This window comes from Marivita sp. NO-S04 (genome assembly GCF_059070475.1).
The window spans coordinates 2,585,863-2,606,554 of record NZ_CM180980.1 but is presented as its reverse complement, the minus strand read 5'-3'; the positions used below and the strand labels follow the sequence as shown (position 1 = coordinate 2,606,554).

General features: G+C 61.3%; 19 protein-coding genes. 18 read left to right on the top strand and 1 reads right to left on the bottom strand.

Going from position 1 to position 20,692, the window contains the following annotated elements; all coding sequences use genetic code 11:
* The first annotated feature begins 43 nt into the window (after positions 1-43).
* Positions 44-1,144, top strand: coding sequence for a cytochrome c3 family protein (locus ACK3EW_RS13300; protein WP_493806609.1), 1,101 nt, complete (start codon positions 44-46; stop codon positions 1,142-1,144).
* Positions 1,145-1,163: 19 nt separating this feature from the next.
* On the opposite strand, the gene ACK3EW_RS13295 is transcribed toward ACK3EW_RS13300, so the two are convergent.
* Positions 1,164-2,333, bottom strand: a complete 1,170-nt coding sequence (locus tag ACK3EW_RS13295; protein ID WP_493806608.1) for a cation:proton antiporter — start codon at positions 2,331-2,333, stop codon at positions 1,164-1,166.
* A 236-nt stretch (positions 2,334-2,569) separates the two neighbouring features.
* Between ACK3EW_RS13295 and ACK3EW_RS13290 the strand changes: the two genes are divergently transcribed.
* From ACK3EW_RS13290 to ACK3EW_RS13210, 17 genes are all read left to right on the top strand, one after another.
* Positions 2,570-4,420 (top strand): DUF4214 domain-containing protein, encoded by a 1,851-nt coding sequence (locus ACK3EW_RS13290; RefSeq protein WP_493806607.1) that lies wholly within the window; start codon positions 2,570-2,572, stop codon positions 4,418-4,420.
* A 98-nt stretch (positions 4,421-4,518) separates the two neighbouring features.
* Positions 4,519-5,442 carry an NAD(P)/FAD-dependent oxidoreductase gene (locus ACK3EW_RS13285; protein WP_493806606.1) on the top strand — a complete coding sequence of 308 codons (924 nt, stop codon included), beginning with the start codon at positions 4,519-4,521 and terminating at the stop codon, positions 5,440-5,442.
* On the top strand, positions 5,439-6,278 hold the full coding sequence (locus tag ACK3EW_RS13280) for an isoprenylcysteine carboxylmethyltransferase family protein (RefSeq protein ID WP_493806605.1): 840 nt from the start codon (positions 5,439-5,441) through the stop codon (positions 6,276-6,278). Before ACK3EW_RS13285 ends, ACK3EW_RS13280 begins: the two co-directional genes overlap by 4 nt.
* The gene (gene ubiG, locus ACK3EW_RS13275) at positions 6,250-6,972 is read left to right on the top strand and encodes a bifunctional 2-polyprenyl-6-hydroxyphenol methylase/3-demethylubiquinol 3-O-methyltransferase UbiG (RefSeq protein ID WP_493806604.1); all 723 of its coding nucleotides are present in this window, start codon (positions 6,250-6,252) and stop codon (positions 6,970-6,972) included. Before ACK3EW_RS13280 ends, ubiG begins: the two co-directional genes overlap by 29 nt.
* 1 nt (position 6,973) lies before the next feature.
* Positions 6,974-7,366, top strand: a complete 393-nt coding sequence (locus ACK3EW_RS13270; protein ID WP_493806603.1) for a DUF4149 domain-containing protein — start codon at positions 6,974-6,976, stop codon at positions 7,364-7,366.
* Positions 7,367-7,614: 248 nt separating this feature from the next.
* Complete coding sequence (locus ACK3EW_RS13265) at positions 7,615-8,883, top strand: DEAD/DEAH box helicase (protein ID WP_493806602.1); 1,269 nt, start codon at positions 7,615-7,617, stop codon at positions 8,881-8,883.
* Between the two features lie 204 nt (positions 8,884-9,087).
* Complete coding sequence (locus ACK3EW_RS13260) at positions 9,088-9,549, top strand: (2Fe-2S)-binding protein (RefSeq protein WP_439119753.1); 462 nt, start codon at positions 9,088-9,090, stop codon at positions 9,547-9,549.
* A 2-nt stretch (positions 9,550-9,551) separates the two neighbouring features.
* Positions 9,552-11,798 (top strand): xanthine dehydrogenase family protein molybdopterin-binding subunit, encoded by a 2,247-nt coding sequence (locus ACK3EW_RS13255; protein WP_493806601.1) that lies wholly within the window; start codon positions 9,552-9,554, stop codon positions 11,796-11,798.
* A 174-nt stretch (positions 11,799-11,972) separates the two neighbouring features.
* The gene (locus tag ACK3EW_RS13250) at positions 11,973-12,683 is read left to right on the top strand and encodes a succinate dehydrogenase/fumarate reductase iron-sulfur subunit (RefSeq protein ID WP_493809732.1); all 711 of its coding nucleotides are present in this window, start codon (positions 11,973-11,975) and stop codon (positions 12,681-12,683) included.
* Positions 12,680-13,009: a succinate dehydrogenase gene (locus ACK3EW_RS13245; protein ID WP_493806600.1), complete on the top strand. Its 330-nt coding sequence runs from the start codon at positions 12,680-12,682 to the stop codon at positions 13,007-13,009. The genes ACK3EW_RS13250 and ACK3EW_RS13245 overlap by 4 nt, the downstream gene beginning before the upstream one ends.
* On the top strand, positions 13,006-13,344 hold the full coding sequence (gene sdhC, locus ACK3EW_RS13240; RefSeq protein ID WP_439119756.1) for a succinate dehydrogenase, cytochrome b556 subunit: 339 nt from the start codon (positions 13,006-13,008) through the stop codon (positions 13,342-13,344). Before ACK3EW_RS13245 ends, sdhC begins: the two co-directional genes overlap by 4 nt.
* Before the next feature lies 1 nt (position 13,345).
* Positions 13,346-15,109 (top strand): L-aspartate oxidase, encoded by a 1,764-nt coding sequence (locus tag ACK3EW_RS13235; RefSeq protein WP_493806599.1) that lies wholly within the window; start codon positions 13,346-13,348, stop codon positions 15,107-15,109.
* 154 nt (positions 15,110-15,263) lie between these two features.
* Positions 15,264-16,220, top strand: a complete 957-nt coding sequence (locus tag ACK3EW_RS13230) for a fumarate hydratase (protein WP_493806598.1) — start codon at positions 15,264-15,266, stop codon at positions 16,218-16,220.
* The gene (locus ACK3EW_RS13225; RefSeq protein WP_493806597.1) at positions 16,217-17,365 is read left to right on the top strand and encodes a CaiB/BaiF CoA transferase family protein; all 1,149 of its coding nucleotides are present in this window, start codon (positions 16,217-16,219) and stop codon (positions 17,363-17,365) included. The genes ACK3EW_RS13230 and ACK3EW_RS13225 overlap by 4 nt, the downstream gene beginning before the upstream one ends.
* Complete coding sequence (locus ACK3EW_RS13220; RefSeq protein ID WP_493806596.1) at positions 17,362-18,027, top strand: fumarate hydratase C-terminal domain-containing protein; 666 nt, start codon at positions 17,362-17,364, stop codon at positions 18,025-18,027. Before ACK3EW_RS13225 ends, ACK3EW_RS13220 begins: the two co-directional genes overlap by 4 nt.
* Positions 18,024-19,130, top strand: coding sequence for a molybdopterin-dependent oxidoreductase (locus tag ACK3EW_RS13215; RefSeq protein WP_493806595.1), 1,107 nt, complete (start codon positions 18,024-18,026; stop codon positions 19,128-19,130). The genes ACK3EW_RS13220 and ACK3EW_RS13215 overlap by 4 nt, the downstream gene beginning before the upstream one ends.
* The gene (locus ACK3EW_RS13210) at positions 19,127-20,692 is read left to right on the top strand and encodes a thiamine pyrophosphate-binding protein (RefSeq protein ID WP_493806594.1); all 1,566 of its coding nucleotides are present in this window, start codon (positions 19,127-19,129) and stop codon (positions 20,690-20,692) included. The genes ACK3EW_RS13215 and ACK3EW_RS13210 overlap by 4 nt, the downstream gene beginning before the upstream one ends.

Here is a 20,692-nt window from a genome sequence, read left to right as displayed (position 1 = left end):
AGCTCTTTTGTCCTGTGTCTTACTGCTGATCGAGGCCCATTCGGTGTCTGGTCAGAATCAAGCGGTCGATGCTGACCCGGCTGAGGCCACCGTGCCATTCGCCTTGCCGAAATCCGGGCCATTCACCCCGTCCGATATCGAGATCAAGAACGATCAGTCCATCACTGACTGGTTTCGGTCGGCGCATGCGGATGCTGCGGCGCGGGCTTTCAGCCATTGGGACGGGGAAGAGGAAATCAACGCAGTCTGCGCGACCTGCCATTCCGGCGAAGGCTTCCGCGATTTCCATGGTCTTGACGGAACAACCGCGGGCAGTGTCGAAGGGCCGATCAATACCGGCGGCGTGGTCGATTGTGGCACCTGTCACAATGCGGGCCTGTCCGAAATCAAAGAGGTGGCGTTCCCAAGCGGACTGCTGCATCCAGTTCAGGGCGTAGAGGCTTCGTGCATGACCTGCCACCAAGGCCGCACGGCGGGCATAACCGTGTCCAAGGCGATTGGGGAACTCGACATCGACACCCCAAATCCTGAGCTGCGCTTTATCAATCCGCATTACGCCACTGCCGCTGCCACGTGGCTTGGAGGCTATGGCGGATCGGGCTATCACTATGACGACAAGGACTATTCCGGCCGCTTCTTTCACGCCCGTCCAGTGTCTAGCTGCGTGTCCTGCCATGAACCGCATACGCTCGAGGTCGCGTTCGAGCCTTGTCTGACCTGCCATCAGGCGAACACACCCGAAGAGATCCGCATCACCCGCCAAAGCTATGATGGCAGCGGCGATACAAACAAAGGCATTCGCGCAGACATTCAGGCCAATGCCGCGACGTTGATGGAGATGGTCAAAGCGTATGCTGACGACGTGGCCGACGCTCCGATGATCTATGACGGAACCCGCTATCCCTATTTCTTTGCGGATGCGAATGGCGATGGTGTCATCGACGAAAGCGAAGGGCGTCCCGCGGCGTACACATCATGGACACCGCGTAGCCTGCGCGCGGCCTATAACTGGAAATTGGTGACGGCCGATCCGGGCAACTACGCGCACAATCCGCCTTACATGCTCGAACTGCTTTACGATTCCATGGAAGATCTGAGTGTGCCGCTGGGCATTGACATGCAGGCGCTTGGCGTGCTGCGTTAGAGGCCCACATCGCCGCCCGTCACGGTTCGGGCGGCGATTTCGCCTCGACATAGCGCAGTGCCCAATAGGTGCAGGGTGGGCCGATGATCTCGAAGATGACCGTGGCGGCCACGGTCAGTGTCATGATGGTCGGTCCCCAGTCCGGGATTGCTTCGGCAGCGACCAGCGCCATGCCCACCGCCACCCCCGCCTGTGGCAAAAGGGCAGGACCGTAGGCATGGTGCTCGACCCGCGGCACCCGCCCCAGTCGTGCACCGATTTCGCCCGCAACAAGGCGAGAGATGACACGCAGTCCCACATAAGCCGCCGTCAGCCATCCCAAGGCATGCAGCGCATCAAGTTCGAGCGACGCCCCCGCCAGTAAAAAGAACAACAGAATGAACGGCCATTCGATATGTTCGATCTCGTGGAACGCGCGTTCGTGGTGTTGCGCAAGGTTCGCGATCACCGCCCCCGCGGTCATTCCCGCCACGAGAAAAGAGACCTCCAGCCAGATCGACACACCAGCCGTGATGAACACAACGCCAATCGCTTCGGTCAGCATTGGTTCACCGGGTTTGAGCCGCCCAGTGAGAAAGGCTGCGGGCAGTCCGATGACCAGACCCAGCAGGATGGCCCCACCGATATCCATCACCACAGCCATCAGCGGTTCGCTCCACCCGTCGAACGGATGCACCAGCGCAAGGCACAGGCTGAACACCATAAGGCCCCAGACGTCGTCGATGGCCACGATCCCGCTCAGAGTTTCAGAAAACCCGTTCTTGATGCCCGATTGGTGGATGACGTCAGCAATGGCCGCCGGTGCGGTCGCCGTGGCAATGGCCCCCAGCAAAAGTGCCAATCCGGGGTCCAGACCCATCAGCGCAAGTCCACCGCCTACGATCACCGTGGTGCCTGCAACCACCGACAGCGAGATCGCGAAAATTGCCCGCCCGTGTTGCGTCAGGTTTTCACGGGTCAATTCACCGCCCAGCAGAAAGGCTACCATCGTCAGCGCGATATAGGACAACGGCTCGAACCAGTTGACCGCCGTATCCGGCAGCAAGCCAAGAGCGGACGGTCCAACCAGAAACCCCAGCAACAACAACATCGTGACTCGGGGCAGCCGCGTGGCGTGGCCAATTTGATCCGCAATGAGCCCCGCAAGGAACAGGGCACCGAGCGTGGTTATGAACAGTCCATATTCCATTCGGTTTCCTGCATCATCTCCAGACTTTTCGCCGGGTTTCGTAGGAGAGTGTATCGCCTGTCCCGCCAAACACCAGATCACGCAGTCGCCCGAATGGCCTAGAACACGCAGCAATGCTTGTGTCGATTGACGTAGAGGTAAGGAATTCACGACTTTGCGCACAGACTCAATTGACTTGGTCCGCGAAACCCGGATGGTTCTCGGCATCGTAACTCACTGGGGACATTGCCGAGTTTATGGAAAACGAATTTGAACTAGCTCTTGCTGAAACTTTCGCATCGCTTACATCTATCGCAGGGTTTGGAGGACTGACCCTTCCGACATCTGACGCAGATCTTTTGCAATTGACGGTTGGTGAATTCCTTGACTTGCTGGGGTTTGCCGAAGAGGCGCTGCGCGCAAACCAGCCGCAGATCCAGGCGTTGTTAAGCAACCCGATGTTCACAGCCGATCTGGATGCCGAAACCCGCGCATTCTTACAGGATTGGGCCGCTGGCGACTATAGTTTCATCACGTCCGCCCTAGACGAAGCCCGCGCAGAACTGTCCGGAGTGCCGCGCGAAACGCTTCTGATCAATGTCGAGGGTTTTGACGGCGACGGTGGTACTTTGGAAGACGATTTCCAATTGGCTTTTGATGAAGCGGAAGCCAATCTGGCGAACCTGTTATGGAACGATTTCAACGGTCTCTTCACGTCGCCCACCTTTACCATTGATCCCGATACCGGGAGCTGGTTTGTCCCCGGCGCTGCGTTCTCGGGCGGGACTCTTTTGGAGCTTTGGACCCTTGTGGGTGAGGCTGCCAGCCAGGCGATGCTCTCCTATTTCAACTCGCAAAACACCCTGGTGAACAGCCTCTTCAGCAACGGCATCACCGCGGTTGAATTGGCGCAGGCCGAAGCGGCGGCGCAGTCTGCGGCTGCTGATGCGTTCGAGGCATTGCAGGGCTTTGGCACCACCTTGACCACGTCGGATGACGTCGACCTGACCGCTTTCGAAGCGCTGGCACTGGCGCAGTACCAGACCATCATCGGCGCAGTGACGACCATTCTGCCGGGAGTCGCATCCGCACTGACTGATCTAATTGTCGGGTCGCGCAACTCGGCCCCGACCTTCGTTGTCAATCTTGAGGGCAATGTGGAAGGTTCGGCAGAAGGCGACTGGTTCTATCTCAACGATCTGGCCAACACCTTCGACGGTGGTCTGGGTCAGGACATCCTGTTCGGCTTTGGCGGCAATGATCGCTTCACCGGCGGCGCGGATGACGATACTTTGTTCGGTGGCGACGGGGCGGGCGACACTGCTGTCTATAGCGGCCCGCAGGCGAACTATACTGTCCAGATCGAACGCGATGGCGTCACCGTGATCGACCGCTCGGGTGCAGAGGGCACCGATCAGTTGAGCGAGGTCGAATTCCTGTCCTTCGGTGACGCGGTTGATTTCAACCTTGCCAATCAAGTTGGTATTGCATCGCTCAGCGCCGAAGAGATCGCCACCTTTGTTGAGCTTTACATCGCGTACTTCAACCGCGCGCCTGACGCTGAAGGTCTTAATTTCTGGGGCTCGGCCTTTGCCAATGGGTTTTCGCTCGAAGAGATCGCGACCTTGTTCCTCGGCCAGACCGAGACCCAACAAACGTATCCCGATACGCTTAGCAACCTCGATTTCGCAACGCAGGTCTACAACAACGTGCTGGGTCGGGACCCTGATCAGGGTGGTCTCGAGTTCTGGGTCAATTTGCTCGATGGTGGCGGCGTGACACGCGACCAATTTATCCTCGAAGCCCTGCGCGGTGCCAAAGTGCCCGCGCCGGAGGGATCGACGCCGGAAGAGATTGCCCTGCGTTTGGGAGATGTCCAATACTTGGCCGACAAGACGGATATTGGTACCTATTTCGCCGTGATCCGTGGACTTTCCGACTTGAACGAAGCTGACTCTGTGATGGATCTCTTCATCCGGGGCGACGAAAGCTCGATCAACGATGCGTTCGAAGCAACCAACACGATCTACAACGCAGCCCTTGCGGCGGATGGGGGTGACTTCCTGATCCAGCTTGTTGGCATCGTGGATGATCCTTTCGCGATCTGATCCACCCTTTCCAACCTCTGCGACAGCGCGCCCCTCGACGGGCGCGCTGTTCGTTTTAGCTACCGCCTCATAACGCAACGGCGACGAGGCAAAGCTATATGAAGATCGCGATCATTGGGTCGGGAATGTCCGGTCTCGCCTGTGCGACCCGATTGTCAAAGGCTGGCGTGGCACCAACTTTGTTCGACAAGGGCAGGGGCATAGGCGGTCGCATGGCGACGCGTCGTGCTGAGGGTGGATATCAGTTTGACCATGGCGCGCAGATGATCCCTGCCAAGGACAAGGCTTTCCGGTCCATGCTCGATGCGGCCAAAAGTGCGGGTCATGTTGCCAAGTGGCACACGGGCAAGAGTGAGGGGCACATGGTCGGCACGCCCGGCATGACGGCGCTCTGCAAGTACCTCGCGCACGGTCTCGACCTGCATCAGCAAACCGAGATTGCATCGGTGACACAGACCGACGCCGGGTGGGAACTGACCGCAGACCAACCGCTTGGCACCTTCGACCGTGTTGTCTGCACCGCACCGGTCCCTCAGGCGATCAAATTGGTGGGGACTGCCCTAAGCTCCCCTCTTGACCTAGTGGCCTATGCGCCAAGCCTGACGCTCATGGTCGCGCTCAACCGTCCGTTGGATGCGCCGGACACGCAGACCAATCCGACGGATGCTTTGGCATGGATCGCCCATGACAGCGCCAAACCGGATCGTTCGACGCAAAATTGCTGGGTCGCGCAGGCCAGCGCCGACTGGAGCGCCACTCATCTGGAGCTGACCAAAGACGAAATTGCGACGCTGATGCTCGACCTCTTCCTGACGCATCATGCCCTGGATGCGACGGACGTCGCTTATGCCACCGCGCACCGCTGGCGCTATGCGCTGGTCACCCAACCGTTCGGCCAACCCTTTGTCACGTCCTCCGACGAGACGCTCTATGCCGGTGGTGACTGGTGTCTTGGCCCCCATATCGAACACGCATGGCAAAGCGGCACCGCCATTGCCGAGGACATCTTGCGCGCCGCATGACCCTGAAAGACCCCCGCATCAAACGGCTGATCACGCTGATCGAAGCCGTGCTGACCCCGCCTTCGGGTAAGGGGCGTATCATACTTGCCCTGACGATGGGTGCGCTCTGTCACCTGATCTTTGCAATCGCCGTCCTGTCGATGATCGTCGCCATGTTCTTTGGCATGAGCGAAAGCTTCGGTACTGTCCCTTGGCCGTGGGCAATCCTCGCCAATGCCGCACTGATCGTACAATTCCCGCTTCTGCACTCGTTCCTACTTTCGAAACGTGGCACCGGCATCGTGTCACGGCTGATCCCCGGACCGCATGGTGCAACACTTTCAACCACCACCTACGCCATCATCGCCTCGCTGCAACTGGCCGCCCTATTTCTGCTTTGGACACCCAGCGGCATCATCTGGTATCGCGCCGAAGGGACGGCATTCGCCCTGATCTGCGCCGCTTACGCCGCAACTTGGCTCCTGCTGCTCAAAGCCAGCTTCGACGCGGGCGCCGAGGTTCAATCCGGCGCGCTGGGCTGGATGTCGCTGCTGGGAAAGATCAAACCGGTGTTCCCGGACATGCCGACCCAAGGCCTGTTCCGCCTGATCCGGCAGCCGATCTATGTGGCCTTCGCGTTGACCCTGTGGGCCGTGCCGGTGTGGACGCCCGACCAGCTGGCCCTCGCGATAAGCTACACCGCCTATTGCCTGTTTGCCCCGCGGCTCAAGGAAAAACGGTTCGAACAACGCTACGGGGTCGCATTTGATCGCTATCGGTCCAACGTGCCCTATGTCGTCCCGAAACTTACCACCAAGGAGCGGAAAGATGGCGCAAACCCAGCGCAACAACCTTGATATTTACGACGATGTGGCCGACCGCTGGTGGTCAGACGACATCCGCTGGGTTCGCACGCTCAAGAACATGGTGCCGGGTCGTCTAAGTTGGTTCGACAAGCAGTTCGACTGGCCGGGCAAAGACGTGCTTGATCTGGGCTGTGCGGGCGGCTTCATGGCCGAGGCACTGGATGACCGTGGCGCGCGCGTCACCGGCATCGACCCCGCAGCCGAAGCCGTCGCCGCTGCGCGCGCCCATGCGCAGTCCGAAGGCAAATCGATCCGATATGACGTCGGCGTCGGAGAGGCGTTGCCCTATGCCGATGCAAGCTTTGACGCTGTGGTCTGCGTTGATGTGCTGGAACATGTCCAAAGCCTGCCCAAGGTGCTCTCGGAAACCGCGCGCGTGTTGCGTCCGGGAGGGTGCTTTTTGTTCGACACGATCAACCGCAACCCAATTGCGCGCTTGGCCACCATCACCATGGCCGAGGACGTGCTCAAGCTGCTGCCCAAGGGCACCCATGACCCTGACATGTTCATCAAACCGTCAGAGCTGCGCATCGAACTGGAAACGGCTGGCTTTGCCGTGGGCGAAATGGTCGGCCTTGGGCCACGCGGAATCAATGGCAGAGGCGATTTCACCTTCGGTCGGGTGCCCGGCACGATGATCATCTACATGGGCACCGCCCGTAAAACAGACCAGACAGGAGCCTGATATGATCACCCTTGCCTTGCTCTCGACCGCGCTCCTTTTCGGCGGCATGGTTCTCTACTCCTTCGGCTTCGCGGCGTTTCTGTTCACTGCCCTGCCGGCCGAGACCGCTGGCCCGACCATCCGACGCGCCTTTCCGCTTTTCTATCTCTTCGTGATAGGTGGGGCAGGGCTGTCGGCTGTGTTCCTCGCACTGTCCGACCCGCTAGGTGCCGCGATCATGGCTGCCATTGCGCTTACCACTATTCCCACTCGCCAAATCCTGATGCCCGCCATCAACGCGGCCACCGATACAGGCAACAAACGCCGCTTTGGGATGTTGCATGGCCTCTCGGTTGTGACCACTTTGATCCACATTGTTGCCGCAGCTTACGTGTTGCATCGCTTTATCGGTTGACTTGCTGCGCCTAAGGCCCCATGTGCACTCCATCGCCGCGCAGCCGCGTGAGCTTGCCGCGCCCGTCATCTTGGGCGCACCGGCGATACGCAATTCGGTTCCCCATCACGCAGGGTCCCTGACGCAGAACCAGACGGTTCGGGACGGTCCCGTGATGTCTTAAGGTCCTGCGACACCCTCGTTTGCCGCGATGATGCGGCACCATACCCTCCGTGTGCGCAATCGCATGCGGTCGCAAAGGATACCTTTTGTCTGATTTTGACACTCTGGGCCTCAAGCCCGTTCTCCTCGCCGCTCTCAAAGACGCAGGCCTCACCACCCCAACCCCGATCCAGGACAAAGCGATTCCGCTTGCAATGGCGGGCAACGACGTTCTGGGCCTCGCCCAGACCGGCACCGGCAAGACAATGGCTTTCGGCATCCCGCTCGTTAGCCACCTGATGGATATGCCCGAACGCCCCGCCGCGAAAACCGCGAAATCGCTGATCCTCGCGCCGACCCGCGAACTGGTCAACCAGATTGCCGAAGCGCTGCGCACCCTGACCAAGAAGACCCATCTCAAAGTGAATGTGGTCGTCGGCGGTCAGTCCATCAACAAGCAGATCCACCACCTGCTCAAAGGCACCGACATACTGGTCGCCACACCGGGTCGTCTGATCGACTTGATGGACCGCAAGGCCGTCGATCTACGCACGGTTAAGCACCTTGTGCTGGACGAAGCCGACCAGATGCTCGACATGGGGTTCATCCATGCGCTGCGCCGGATCGCGCCGAAACTCGGCACGCCGCGCCAGACCATGTTGTTCTCGGCCACGATGCCGAAACAGATGGAAGATCTGAGCAAAGCCTACCTCACCAACCCGCAACGCGTGCAGGTTGCCCCTCCGGGCAAAGCCGCCGACAAGGTCACCCAATCGGTGCATCACCTGTCCGGCAAAGGCGAAAAGCCCGGCAAGTTGCGCGAAATCCTGTCGCGTGACATGGAGGCCCTGACGCTGGTCTTCTCGCGCACCAAACACGGTGCGGAGAAGCTGATGAAAGGTCTCGTGGCTGATGGCTACAACGCCGCGTCCATCCACGGCAACAAAAGCCAGGGCCAGCGCGACCGCGCGATCAAGGCATTCCGCGATGGCGATATCAAGGTGCTAGTGGCCACCGATGTGGCAGCGCGCGGGATCGACATTCCGGGCGTGGCCTATGTCATCAACTACGATCTGCCGGACGTGCCGGACAACTATGTCCACCGCATCGGCCGCACCGCCCGTGCGGGCCGCGAAGGCGAAGCGATTGCCTTCTGCGCCCCGGATGAGGCCGATCTGCTGCGCCAGATCGAAAAGCTGATGAAGATCGAAGTGCCCGTCGCTAGCGGTTCTGCGCCGAAAGACCCGGTCGCCCGCAAGCCGCAAACACGCGGTCAGGGCCGTGGTGGCAAAGGTGGCCAGAGCCGCCCTGCCGGTGCCGCCGCAAAGCCGAACGGCAATCGCCGCCGCCGCAACCGGTCAAGCAAAGCCGCCTGATCTCGGAACGCCCATAGGTTTCTTTGGGCTTCAAATACCTCAGGGGGGTGTGGGGGGACAGCGTCCCCCCACCTGTCGGAGCGGCCCTGCCGCTCCGACCCCAATTCGCAAAACGGTGCGAGATTTCCCCTAAGTCAAGTCTCCCGTCTGGCAGTGACGATCCTATGTTAAGGTGACAGCCGCCGACAGATGGAGCACGCCGCGATGCAACTCAGGATCAATGGAACCCTGCACGAGGTCGATGTCGAAGACGACATGCCACTTCTCTGGGTCTTGCGCGATGAACTCGGCCTGACCGGCACCAAGTTCGGTTGCGGCATCGCGCAATGTGGGGCCTGTACCGTACATCTCGACGGCGTGGCCGTACGGTCTTGCCAGACTTGGGCGATCGACGCGATCGGTTCCGAAATCACCACTATCGAAGGGCTTGGCTCTCCTGACGCGCTGAATGCCGTTCAAGCTGCGTGGCTGACCGAACAGGTTGCGCAATGTGGCTACTGTCAGTCTGGCCAGATGATGCAGGCCGCCTCGCTTCTGGCGGAGAACCCGCAACCCTCCGATCAAGAAATCGACGACGCCATGTCCGGCAATCTCTGCCGCTGTGGCACCTATCCCCGCATCCGCGCCGCTGTGAAGCGCGCCGCTAATCTGATGCAGGAGGGTTGATCATGGGACGTCTGAAAACCATCGCCCGACGCACCTTTCTGATTGGCTCTGCTGCCGTTGTGGGCGGTGTCGCGTTCGGCGTCTACACGGTGCGCAAACCGCACGAGAACCCGCTGACGGCTGATGCCGGTGAGGCGGTTCTGACGCCGTACGTCAAGATTGCTGCTGACGGCATCACCCTTATCACCCCGCGCGCGGATTCGGGGCAGGGGGTTTACCACGTGCAGGCCGCGCTGATTGCCGAGGAGCTGGATGTGGACCTCGACCAGATCAAAACCGATCCCGGCCCGCCCAGCCCCGCCTACTGGAACACCGCGCTTGCGGCGGAAGCGTCCGAATTCATCGTGCCCGCTGCTGGCATGATGCAGAACATGGCGGAAGGTGCTGTGAACAGCGTGATGAAGGTGATCGGCCTCCAGATCACTGGTGGATCGACAACCGTGCCCGACCAATTCGAAAAGCTGCGTCTCGCAGGCGCTGCGGCGCGCGAAACCATCAAAGCGCTGGTGGCAGAGCGCGAAGGTCTGGCCGTTGCGGACCTGACAACCGCATCCGGGAACGTGATTTTACCAGATGGTCAAAAAATTCCCTACACCAGCCTCGCCGCAGATCTGGCAGGGGCCGAGGTGGTTCAGGACGTTCCCCTGCGTGATCCGTCGGAATGGCGATACATCGGCAAGCCGATGCAGCGGATCGACATGCTGGCGAAAAGTACGGGTACACAGGATTACGGCATCGACGCATCGGTCGACGGCATGGTCCACGCCACCGTCCTGATGAACCCCGCGCAGGGTGGCGGGATGACGGACTACGACGCCTCCGAGGCGCTTTCCATGCGGGGCATCAAGGCCGTGGTCCCGATCACGGGCGGCCTCGGCATTGTCGCCGATAACACATGGCGTGCGTTCCGCGCCGCGCAGGCGATCAGTGTCACTTGGGAAGCGCCAAGCTTCCCGCTCGACCAAGCCGATCATTGGGCGGCACTTGAGGCTGCGTTCACCCCCGACGCGCAGGACAGTCAGAAACGCAATGACGGTGACGTCGAAACCGCCCTCAGCGATGGGGAGTTCCTCACCGCCGAATACCGCGCGCCTTATCTGGCCCATGCGCCGCTGGAGCCGATCAACGCAATCGTCCGCGTTGACGATGACCGCGCCGAGGTCTGGACCGGCACTCAAATCCCGCGCTTCATTCAGGCCAATGTCAGCCGGATCACCGGTATCCCCGCCGATCAAGTCACCGTGCATGCCCTGATGATGGGCGGCAGTTTCGGGCACCGTCTGGAAGACGAAGTTGTCAAACAGGCGACCGAGATTGCGATGCAGATGAAGGGCACGCCGGTCAAGCTGACCCTCTCGCGCGAAGAGGACATGCTCCACGACTTCCCCCGGCAGATCGCGATGGCGCGGATGCGGGGCAAGGTGGCGAACGGGCAGGTCGAGGCGCTGGATCTTGGCATCGCGATGCCCTCGGTCATGGCCTCACAGCTGTCCCGACAGAACCAGTCCGCGCCCGGACCGGACAGCCAGATCGTTGCGGGCGCGTGGGAGCAGCCCTTTGCCATCCCGCACCAGCGCGTCACTGGGTATCGTGCGCAGCAACTGGCGCCCATCAGTTCGTGGCGCTCCGTCGGCGCGTCGTCCAACGGATTCTTCTACAACGCCGCTTTGGATGAGTTGATCGAAGCGGCGGGGGCCGATCCTCTCGAAGAACGCCTGCGCCTGTGCAGCGACCCGCTCGCCCGGCAGACATTGGAGGCGGTTGCCGAGATGTCGGGCTGGTCCGGTATCGGTGGCATCGCAAACGGGTCGAAGACCGGGCGCGGTGTGGCGCTGACCAAGTCATTCGGCGTCCACTGCGCACAGGTGATCGAGGTTACGGACACCGACAGCGGCCTCCGCATCGACAACGTCTGGGTCGCTGCCGAGGTGGGCCGCGTTGTCGATCCGGTGAATTTCGAGAACCTCGTTCAAGGCGGGGTGATCTATGCCCTTGGTCACGCGATGAATTCCGAGATCACTTATGCGGGTGGCGTGGCGGAGCAGTCGAATTTTGACCTCAACCCCGGCATGCGGTTGCACCAATGCCCGAACATCTTTGTGCGCGGGCTTGAAAACGGCGACCGGGTTTTGGGCATTGGAGAACCACCCGTACCGCCTGCCGCGCCTGCTTTGGCGGGGGCGATCTGGGCAGTGACGGGCACACGTCTGCGCGAGATGCCGTTCAGCAGGTCCGTGGGTTTCGTTTGATCTGAGGCGGAATTTTACCAGTTGGTCGAATTCTGATCTTGAGCGTTTGTGTAAGCATCAGTTACAGATACGATTAAATTATTTGCCTTTTCGTTACCGTAGCTGACCGTTATTCTGTTCTCCAATCATTGGGAACAAGAAGAGGCGGGCTCTCACGTGCCAGAGCGAGACCACTTGACTGTGACGGTGCAACGCGGTGGTCCGGATGCGCCAATGCGTCCTCAGACGTTTGAGGTTCCGGCCTATGACAACCAGACCGTTCTGGATGTCGTCTCGTGGATCCAGCAGAACGCCGATCCGACCCTGACCTATCGGTTCGCCTGCCGCGTCGGCATGTGCGGAAGCTGCGCAATGATGGTCAACGGTGTGCCGCGCTGGACCTGCCGCACCCATGTAAGCAAGGTTCTGGACGGCAACGCGATCGAAGTCGGCCCGCTGCGCAATTTGCCGGTGATCAAGGACCTGGCAGCCGACATGGACCCGTTCTTTGAGAAATGGGTGTCTGCCGAAGGGATGCACCATCCAACACGCACACGGGACGACGCTATTGAGCCGATTGATCCAGTGACAATGGAGCGGCAGGAGGCGAATGCGGGGATCGAGTGTATCAACTGTTCGGTCTGCTATTCGGCCTGTGACACGGTGGCGGGCAATCCCGATTACCTTGGCCCTGCCGCGCTGCAACGGGCGTGGACTTTGTACAACGACGCCAAAGACGCGAACAAAGATGCGATCCTTGATGCAGTGTCGGGCAAGGGTGGTTGTCATTCCTGCCATTCGATGGGGTCCTGTACGACCTATTGCCCAAATGAATTGGACCCGCTGTCGGCCATTCTTGGACTCAAGCGGGCCACGGCCAAGCGGTTTTTCGGGGGGCGCAAATGAGCGAATTTCACCTCTACATGGCGCAGCGCTTGTCGGCATTGGTGATGGCGCCCTTCGTGATCGTCCATATCGGTGTGATGATCTACGCGATCCAAGGCGGGCTGTCGGCGGCGGAAATCCTTGGGCGGACCCAAGGATCGGCCTTTTGGTTCGTGTTCTACGGCATGTTCGTGGTCGCCGTGTCGATCCACGCGGCCATCGGGCTGCGTACCATTCTTGGCGAATGGGCCGGTCTGCGAGGCGGGATGCGCGATGCGGTGTCGGCGCTTATTGGGCTGGGCCTTTTTGCGCTGGGCGCACAAGCGGTCTGGGCGGTGACGGCATGAAGGTCGCGCGCGCCCATCCGCTCTGGCTGGCCTATATTCTGCACCGTCTGTCGGGTTTGGGCCTTGCCCTGTTCCTGCCGCTGCATTTCTGGGTGCTGTCCTATGCGCTCAACGACGCGGCCAAGCTGGATGCGTTCCTGACGCTGACCGAGATGCCGCTGGTCAAGATGGCCGAATTCGGTCTGGTGTTCCTTCTTGCGGTGCACCTCTTTGGCGGGCTGCGGCTCTTGGCGCTGGAATGGCTGCCATGGTCTGCGCCGCAAAAGACATGGGCGGCGGCGGCGGTGGCCGGGTCGTTCCTTGTCTCTACAACCTTCCTTTTGCAGGCGATTTGATATGTTCTCGACAAAAGACATCGACCGGCACGACACCGATATTTTGATCCTTGGCACAGGTGGTGCGGGGATGTTTGCCGCGCTGCACGCGATGCAGAGCGCACCCGAAGGCACCAAGGTGACCATTGCAGTCAAAGGCCTGATCGGCAAATGCGGCTGCACGCGGATGGTGCAGGGCGGCTACAACGTGGCGCTGGGCGGTGGCGACAGCGTCGAGCGGCATTTCATGGACACGATCGAGGGCGGCAAGTGGCTGCCCAATCAGGACATGGCGTGGCGGTTGTGCGAACAGGCCGTGGTGCGCATCCGCGAGCTTGAGAACGAGATCGGATGCTTCTTTGATCGCAACGCGGATGGGTCACTGCACCAGAAGGCTTTCGCCGGGCAAACGGCGGACCGGACGGTGCACAAGGGCGACCTGACAGGTATCGAGATCATCAACCGCCTGATGGAGCAGGTTCTGTCGCGCCCGGTGGAGAAGCTGCAGGAACACCGCGCGATTGGCCTGATCCCGACGAAAGATGGATCGGCTTTGGCGGGTGTGTTGATGATCGACATGCGCACCGGGCGGTTCCGGTTCGTGCGTGCCAAGACCGTGCTGATGGCAACGGGTGGTGGCCCGACCATGTACAAGTATCACACGCCGTCCGGTGACAAGACGATGGATGGGCTTGCTATGGCCATGCGCGTCGGACTGCCGCTCCGCGATATGGAGATGGTGCAGTTCCATCCCACCGGGCTCTTGGCGGGCGATCACACGCGGATGACCGGGACGGTGCTGGAGGAAGGTTTGCGCGGGGCAGGTGGGCAGTTGGTCAACCACGCGGGCCAACGGTTCATGTTCGACTATGACGGCAAAGGCGAACGCGCGACCCGCGATGTGGTCAGTCGCGGCATCTATTCCGAGATGCGCAAGAACAACAATCCTGAGCAGGAGGGGGTGTTTATCTCTATGTCCCATCTCGGGCCGGATTTCGTACGCGAGAAGTTCAAAGGCATGGTGAAACGCTGCGCCGACAGCGGCTTCGATCTGGCTGCCGGCAAGGTCGAGGTGGTTCCAACGGCGCATTACTTTATGGGCGGTGTCGTGGTCGATGTGGACACGCGCACGGCGATGGAAGGCTTGTATGTCGCCGGGGAGGACGCGGGCGGCGCGCACGGATCAAACCGGTTGGGTGGCAACGGGGTTGCGAACTCGACCGTTTATGGCGGCATTGCGGGCGACGTGATGGGTGCCGATATTCGCGGCATGGGTGCGCTGCGCGATCCGGATGAGAGTGTGTTGGAAGCGGAGCTGCTGCGCGCCTGCCATCCGCTGACACGCAAGCCGGAGCTGGTGCTGCCGCTGCGCAAGCAGTTGCAAGAGGCGATGTGGGACGAGGTGGGCGTGATGCGTACCGAAGCCGGGCTTAAGCGTGGATTGGGGCGGATTGCAGAAATCTCGGACGCGCTGGGCGATGTCGGCGTTGCCGCCGACAATCTGGCGTTCAACCTGACCTGGCACGACTGGCTGAACCTGCGGTCGCTTTGCGATATTTCCGAGGTGATCACCAAGGCGGCGCTCGCCCGAGAGAACTCGCGCGGGGCGCATTACCGCGAGGATTTCCCTGATCCGGGTGCCATGGAGGACAGCTACTTCACCGTCGCCCGACAAGTGGGTGACGCGGTCGAGGTGGGGCGCGAGGACGTGCAGTTCACTATTGTGCGCCCGGGCGAAACCGTGCTTCCCGAGGGGGAGCCAGAGACATTGGTGGCAGCGCAATGATGAAACCAGCCGTGAAAGATATGGACCGCCCGAAGCAGCATTTGGTGCCGGACAGCCCGCGACCGCGGGTGGGGGTGAAGCCCCCGCCCGAGGGGGCGGTCGGGGGCTGTCCGGCTTGCGCCGGACGAAGCAACGCTCACAAGCGAGGCACAGCATGATCCCGATAGATCTGATCCAGAAAACCGCCGAAACCCTGATGGATAAAGCCGCCATCGAGATCCCCGAGGATTACCTTGATGGGTTGCAGAAGGCTGCCGAGACTGAGGACGGGGATTTGTCGTCCTTCGTGCTCAAGGCGATGCTCGACAATTACGAGGCGGCCAAGGAAGACCGCCGTGCCATGTGTGGTGACACGGGTGTGCCGCGCTGGTTCGTTAAGCTGGGCAATGACGCCAAGGTCGAAGGCGGCATGTGCGCTTTGGAGACCGCGCTGCGGCGGGCCACGGCCATCGCCACCAATGGCGTGCCGTTGCGGCCCAACCGGGTGCATCCGCTGTGGCGGACGGATCACAACAACAACGTAGGGATCGGCGCGCCCGAGATCGAATTCGGGTTCGAACCCGAAGGCGATTGGATCGACCTGATCACCGTGCATAAGGGCGGACTGTTTGGCACCGATTACCGGATGCTGTTCCCGTCCGATGGCATTCAGGGGATCAAGCGCTTCTACCTCGACAGTCTGATGGCCTTTGGCAAGCGGGGTCTGGCCTGTCAGCCTGCGATCATTGGGATCGGGCTGGGCGGGTCAAAAGACATCTGCATGACGCTTGGCAAACGGGCCTCCGTGCTGCGCACCGTCGGCAGCCGCAATTCTGATCCGCGCATCGCAGAGATGGAGGACGAGTTCAAGGAACTGGGCAACTCCATCGGCATGGGCGCGATGGGGTTTGTCGGTAAGAACATGGTCATCGACTGCAACATTGAAGTTGGGTACTGCCACACTGGCGGGATGCCCATGTCGGTGCACGCGTTTTGTCTGTCCTCGCGGCGTGCGGTGGCGCGGATTTATCCCGATGGCCGGGTGGAACACCGCACCGACCCGGATTGGTTTACCCCCTACCAACGGCGCGAGACCGTCGAGTGGGAGCCGATGCAAGAGGCGGCGGAATGACCAGTGATGGTCCTCTTACAGGTGTACGGGTCCTCGATCTGACCCATGTTCTTGCCGGGCCATATGCGACCGGTCAACTGGCCCTCATGGGGGCTGAAGTGATCCGGGTGGAACGCCCGAACAGTGACGACTTCGTGCGCCGCCACGGTGGCACTCAGGCGATGAAGGACGCGGGGTTGGGTGCGTCGTTCCTGAGCCAGAACAGTGGCAAGCGATCCATTGTTCTAAACCTCAAAGACCCCGACCAACGCGCGCAACTTCTGGAACTGGCCAAGACTGCTGATGTGATGGTCGAGAATTTCCGCCCCGGAATCGTGGAAAAGCTGGGCGTCGGGTACGACGATATCCGGGGTGTTCGGCCCGATATCATCTATGCCAGCCTCAATGGGTATGGCGCAGATGGGCCATTGTCCAATCGCCCGGCCTATGATCACATTCTTCAAGGCATCAGCGGCCTAATGGCGATGACCGGAGAGCCGGGCAGCGGGCCGATGCGGGTGGGCTTGCCCATTGTCGATTACGTGGCAGGGCAGGCGCTGGTGGCGGCGCTGCTTGCCGCGCTCTTGCAAAAGGCGCGCAAGCCGGGTGAGGCGCAGCGCCTGTCCGTGTCGATGCTGGACGCCATGACGACCTTCATGGGGGCGTACGCGATCCATCACGAAACGACAGGCAAGCTGCGCGGGCTGGAAGGCAACCGCGCCTTTGCCGATACGCCGTTTTCGGGCCGGTTCGACACCGCCGAGGGCTTACTTGTCATCACCGCCAACACGCCCGCGCAGGCCACGCGACTTTGCGTAGCTATCGGTCGGCCCGCTTCGGCAGACCAGCCGGACAACAACCGGATCGCTGACACGCTGAGACAGGTCTTTCTCAGCGACGATGCGCAAACTTGGGAAGACCGGTTATCCGCCGCCAACGTGCCTGCGGCCAAGGTGCGGACGTTGGCCGAGGCGCTGGACCATTCCCAGATGAAGACCAGCTGCGCATGGTTGCCGCTGGAGGTGCCGCAGCTTGGCATAACTGTTCGCGCGCCAGCGTTGCCCTTTAGCGCGCCTTGGGGGCCGGATCGCCTTGAGCCCGTGCCGACACTGGGTCAGCACACCGCTGATATCGTTGCCAATTCGCTAGAAAAGGTCACGCCATGAAACCGCGCGAGATACGTTTGTCCACCACACCCACACCCGAAGCGATTGCGGAGCTTCGGTTGGGGGACATCGTGTACCTAGACGGCCTGATGTATACGGCGCGCGAAGGCGTCTATATGCGGGCGCTCGAGGAAAAAGCCAATATCCCCATGGAATTGCCGTCGGAAAGTGCAGCGAATTTCCACTGTTCGCCCGCCGCGCGGATCAACGCGGATGGGTCGTTCGATATGGGGGCGGTGACCGCCACAGCGTCCTTCCGTTTTGCCAAATGGCTGCCGGAATGGATGGAGAAAACCGGTGCCAAGCTGATCATCGGCAAGGGGGGCATGACCTCCAAGGATTACAAATCCTACTTCGTGCCCAATGGCGCGGTGTACCTTTCGACCGTGGGCTATGGCACGGGGGCTTTGCTTGGTCGCGGGGTCGAAAACGTCGAAGCGGTGCATTGGAACGAAGAGCTTGGTCTCGCGCAGGCCATGTGGGTCATAAAGTGCAACAAGATGGGGCCGTTTATCGTGGCCTCGGACATGAATGGCGATTGCCTGTTCGAACGGGAGAATGCCAAGATCGCGCAGAACATCGCGCGGGTGTATGAAGACACGAAACCCGCCGTGCTCAAGCGCTATGGCGAAAGCGACGACCGGTCGGACGAGGTGATATGATCCACAACCCATTTGCGCCGGGGGCCAAGCGCCCGGAGGTGACCGAAGGCGTGTTCTCGCCCGAGGAAGTGGCACTTGCGAACCGCAATTCGGGCGCGTTGCTGGAGACATTGGGGCTCGAGATCACACCCACGGGCACGCATTATCTGCTCAACCATTTCGATGTGCCGGTGTTGTCAGAGGCCAACCACGTGCTGGCCTTCGAGGGCGCGTTCGATGCGCCTTATTCCATCACAATGGACGAGATCCGCGCGCTGCCGCAGGTCACGCGGCCTGTGACGCTGGAATGTGCCGGCAATGGTCGGGCCGGGGTCAGCCCGCGCTGTTTTTCGATGCCATGGATGTACGAGGCGGTGGGAACGTCCGAATGGACCGGAACGCCGCTTGCGCCACTTTTGGAACGGGCTAAACCGCAGAGCGGCGTGCAGGATTTCGCGTTCCTTGGTGCGGACTATGGCTTCGACAAAGGCCAGCCGCATTGCTTTGGCCGCAGCCTAACACCGGATCAGATTGCTGAATTGGACATTATGCTGGTCTGGGGCATGAACGGACACCCGCTTTTGCCGCAACACGGCGCACCTTTGCGGATCATCGTGCCGGGGTGGTACGGGATGGCGTCGGTCAAATGGCTGACCGGGATCGAGGCGCTGACAGAGCGCTATCAGGGGTTCCAGCAGGTGCAGACTTACCGCCTGCGCAAGGACGACAACGATCCCGGCACGCCAATCACCACGATCCGTGTCAAATCGCTGATGAAACCGCCGGGCGTGCCGGATTGGGTCACACGCCAGCGCTGGCTGAAGGCGGGACTTGTGACGTTGGAAGGGCGCGCATGGTCCGGGGGTGGGGTGCCGATCACAAAGGTCGAGGTGCTACTGGGCGACACATGGCACGAGGCCGAGTTGTCGGGTCGTCCTGACACTTACGCCTGGACGGGGTGGCGCATTGACTGGGATGCGACGCCGGGCGTTTACGACCTCGCCTGTAGCGCGACGGATGCCAACGGGAACACGCAACCGCTTGAAGCGCCGTTCGACATGGCAGGTTTTGCCAACAATTCCGTGCACCGTGTGCGGGTGCATGTGGCCGAGGCCACAACATGATGCGTGGTGCAGATGTGGTGATGCAGACCCTTGCCGCGCATGGGGTCAAAGACGTCTTCGCGCTGTCGGGTAACCAGATCATGCCGCTCTTCGATGCGAGCCTTGATGCGGGCATCCGGCTGTATCACACCCGGCACGAGGCGGCGACTGTCTATATGGCCGAAGGCTATGCGCAGCTGTCACGCGGTCTGGGTGTGGCACTGGTGACCGCCGGTGCAGGGCTGGGCAATGCGTTGGGGCCGCTTCTGACGGCGCGGGCGTCGGACACGCCGGTGCTTCTGCTAAGTGGCGACAGCCCCGTCGGCAAAGACGGGCTGGGCGCGTTTCAGGAGATGGATCAGGTTGCGCTAACCCAGTCGTTGACCAAGTGGTCGGTGCGGGTGACGCGGGCTGCTGATCTGGCCAAGGTGATCGACAAAGCGGTGCGCGTGGCGATGCAGGGGCGGCCGGGCCCGGTTCATGTGTCTTTGCCCGCCGATGTGGTGCTGGCGGCGGCCGAGACCGCGACAACGATCTCAATCTCGCCGCCTGAGCCGACGAACGTCGCAGACCTGCGCGATTGGCTTGGCGCGGCCCAGCGACCGATGGTCGTCTTTGGCCCGTCCCTGAATGCAACCCGGCAACCGGGATTGGCGGGCAAGCTGGAATTGGCCACTGGAGCACCGGTGGTGGTGATGGAAAGCCCGCGCGGGCTCAACGATCCTTCGTTGGGTGCGGTGGCGCAGGTGTTTGCCCAGGCGGACCGTGTGCTCTTGTTGGGCAAGCCCTTGGATTTCACACTGCAATTCGGGGCCGCGGCCCCCAAGGCGGGCTGGGCTGTGGTTCATGCCGATCCAGAGGAGCTGTCCCGCGCGCGGCGCAATTGCGCGGAACGTCTGACACGCAGCGTTAAGGCTGATCCAGTCGATGTGGCGCGGGGGCTGGCCTTTGGGTCAGCCTCGGAGAGCAAGGGTGACTGGCTTGAGAAAGTACGTGCTGCCTGCACGCGGCGAAGCGAGGCTGGGGCAGGGGGTGCGTTGACATCCAACGCTTTATGCACCGCCGTTCATGCGGTGCTGCAAGACGCGCCGAACCCGGTTCTGGTCTGCGATGGCGGCGAATTCGGTCAATGGGCGCAGGCGTCCGCTTCAGCCCCGCGGCGGATCATCAACGGTGTGTCCGGGTCCATTGGTGGAGGCATCTGCTATGCGATGGCGGCCCGTGCGGCAGACCCCGAGGCGACGGTGGTCGCTCTCATGGGGGACGGCACGGCAGGGTTCCATCTGCCCGAGTTTGAAACGGCAGTACGCGAAAACCTGCCTTTTGTGGCGGTGATCGGCAATGACCTGCGTTGGAACGCCGAACACCAGATCCAGATCCGCGAGTTTGGAGAGGAAAGGGTGCATGGCTGCGATCTTAGCGGTGCGCGCTATGATGAGGTGGTGACGGCGCTGGGCGGGTTCGGAGCCTATGTGACCGACCTTGCCGAAGTGCCTGCTGCGCTGCACGCGGCCATCGCGTCGGGCAAGCCGGCCTGTGTCAATGTGATCATCGACGGCACGCCGGCTCCGGTTGTGACCTGA